3 protein-coding genes are annotated in these 2,899 nt (G+C 63.2%); all 3 read right to left on the bottom strand.

Going from position 1 to position 2,899, the window contains the following annotated elements; translation table 11 throughout:
* On the bottom strand, nucleotides 1-461 hold a 461-nt coding region (locus ACRXB1_RS33935), incomplete at its 3' end, for a glycosyltransferase family 9 protein (protein WP_449494524.1).
* 114 nt (nucleotides 462-575) lie between these two features.
* On the bottom strand, nucleotides 576-1,856 hold the full coding sequence (locus ACRXB1_RS33930; protein ID WP_061998977.1) for a nucleotide sugar dehydrogenase: 1,281 nt from the start codon (nucleotides 1,854-1,856) through the stop codon (nucleotides 576-578).
* A gap of 75 nt (nucleotides 1,857-1,931) precedes the next feature.
* Nucleotides 1,932-2,750: a polysaccharide deacetylase family protein gene (locus tag ACRXB1_RS33925; protein WP_449494523.1), complete on the bottom strand. Its 819-nt coding sequence runs from the start codon at nucleotides 2,748-2,750 to the stop codon at nucleotides 1,932-1,934.
* Nucleotides 2,751-2,899 lie beyond the last annotated feature (149 nt).

Below are 2,899 nucleotides of genomic sequence, written 5' to 3'. Positions count from 1 at the left end.
GCGCCCGGATGGTCCGGATAGGGCACGGCCTGGTTGAGCGGCCAGTTCTTCCAGGCAGGGAGATCGTGCGCGTGACCGACTATCCACCGGCATCCGGCCGCGAGCGCCAGCCACGCATGACGATTATCCCCGGCTACGATGCCGAGATCGTACGGTCCCGAACGCAACACGGCCCTGACCGAGCGCTGGTCGCGCGGATCGAAGGGAATCACATCGATACCGAACGGCTTGCCGGCGTAAAGCGGCACGATCGGCTTCGGACAGGTCAGCACGATCTGCGCATCCGGATGTTGGGCGCGCAATTTGGCGATGAGCGGCGTCAGCAGCAGCGTGTCGCCAAGCAACAAGTGATGCGCAATCAGGACGCGCCTCACCACCTGCGGCTTCCGGCGCAACGGCTTCAACGTCAGCCGGGGCAATGCGCGGGTCATGATGCGCATGCGTCCAGAAAGTCGGCTCATCGGACAGCGTTCCTGCTTGAGAATTAGAGTGTGTGGGTTGCGATCGATACACGCCAGGAACCACGCCCATTCAGCGAACCCGGCAATAGAGGCGGTTCAGGCCCGGCTAACCGTTCACAAACGCCAGACTACGAGCCCCGCCGCAGCGATCTCCTCCAGCGGCAAGGTCGACTTCACGTCGGCGAAAACGGCGCCCGGTTTCGCCAGCGCGATCAATGCGCCCGTATTTTGCAGGAAATTGCGATGCGGCACCGCGAGAACAACAAGATCGGCCTGTTCCAGCGCATCGAACGCCGTCAGCGAAGCGCCGTATTCGGTGAAAGCTTCCTCCGGGTCCGCGAGCGGATCGTGGAGCTGGACGTTGAGACCGTAGTCTTCCAGGTGATGAACAATGTCGATCACCTTGGAATTGCGCAGGTCCGGGCAATTCTCCTTGAACGTGAGCCCGAGCACGACCGCCTTCGCCCCCAGCGGCGCGCGGCCGGTCCGGATCAGCGTCTTGACGGCACGCTCGGCAACAAACCGTCCCATGCCGTCGTTGACCCGTCGTCCCGCCAGGATCACCTGCGGCGTATAGCCTGACACCTGCGCCTTGTGCGTCAGGTAATAAGGATCCACGCCAATGCAGTGACCGCCCACCAGACCGGGCGTGAACGGCAGGAAGTTCCATTTGGTGCCGGCGGCGTCGAGCACTTCACGGGTATCGATATCTAGGTAATCGAAGATGATCGCCGCCTCGTTCATCAGCGCGATGTTCAGGTCGCGCTGGGTGTTTTCGATCACCTTCGCGGCCTCGGCCACCTTGATGGACCCGGCGCGGAACACGCCCGCCGTCACCACGGAGCCATACACCTCGGCGACCAGGTCGAGCGTCCTTGCATCCGACCCCGAGACGATCTTCACGATATTGCAGAACGTGTGCAGCTTGTCGCCCGGGTTGATGCGCTCCGGGCTGTACCCCACCGTGAAATCCGTGCCGAAGCACAAGCCCGATTCGCGCTCGAGAATCGGCACGCAGATTTCCTCGGTAACACCGGGATAAACAGTCGATTCGTACACCACGATGTCGCCGCGCTTGAGCGCCCGGCCGACCGTTTCGGAGGCGCGGATCACCGGCTGCAGGTCCGGCTGCGCGCCGGCGCTGATCGGAGTCGGCACCGCAACGATGTGGAAGTCGGCTTGCTTCAGGCTCTCGACGCTGTCGGTCAGTTCGATCTGCGCCCCAGCCAGTTCGTCGCGGCTGACCTCGCCGTTGCGGTCGAGACCTGCGCGAAGGTCGGCGAGCCGGTTCGGGCTGACGTCGAAGCCAATCGTGCGGCGCTGCATGCCAAAGGCAACGGCAACGGGCAAACCCACATAACCCAGGCCGATAACGGAGACGTGTCGATCATGCATGGCGATAATTACTCGTAAGTGTCGGAACTCGCGTGGGTCCGAATGCGTCGCCGCGGCGGCTGCTTCGGTCCATCGTCATTTGATTTTCAGGTAAAGGCGGCTGAGAAGCGGCCGGCTGTGAAGCCACAGGCGGCTTTTCAGCCACGCAGCGGGTTTGTCGCGTACGTCGAGCCGGAAGATATGACCCGGATCACCGCGCTGGACGTTCGTGCCCGGTTGCACCGTGTAGAGATGCCGGAACCCCGCGGCGGCGGCCTCTTCTTGATAGTCGGTATCGAAATAACCCTGCGGCCAGCAAAGATGATCCGATGCCTCGCCGAGATTCCGTTCGAGCGTCGTGCGGGCTTCTAGCAAGTCATATCGCAGGCTGGCGCGTCTGACAACCGGGTCCGCGCTCACCCGATCCCAGCGCGTATGCGTGTGCGTATGGCTGTGGAATTCGAACGTTCCGGCCTGGCGCATGGCGTGAATCTCGGACCAACGGACGATCACCTTGTCCGTTTCACCTGCCTCGATCGCCGCCTTCGATGCCGTATGCCCCAGCAACTCGGGCAGGTCCGGCAATGCGCTCGCCGAGTTCGAACGCACGGGGCCGTCGTTGATCCATCCCGATACCAGGAAACCGAGCGCCCTAAATCCGTGTAGTGCGAGCACCGGATGTGCGTGCACCCAGTTGTCGAGATACCCGTCGTCGAAGGTGAGCACCACGGACTTCTCGGGCACCGGCTCGCCTGCAAGATACGCGCTGAAAGCGCTCGCACCCAATGTCGTGTAACCCTCGCGCGCGAGCATCGCCATCTGGTCCGCGAAATTCGCCGGCGATACGGTCACTGCGCCCGCCGCCGGGCTCACGTGGTGATACATCAGCACGGGCACGGCGCGCGCCGTCTTCATGCGAGGCCCCGCTCGCTCAGGCTGCTCACATAAAACGCAGCCATTTCGTTCGCCATGGTGTCCACCGAAAAACGCGTCTGCGTGATGCGCAAACCGGCATCGCCCATACGGCGGCGGTCGTCGGGGGCATCGGCCAGGCGCAGCAGGGA

The organism is Caballeronia sp. M23-90, assembly GCF_053574605.1.
Note: the sequence above shows the minus strand (reverse complement) of the source record. Positions and strands in the feature narration are given on the sequence as shown.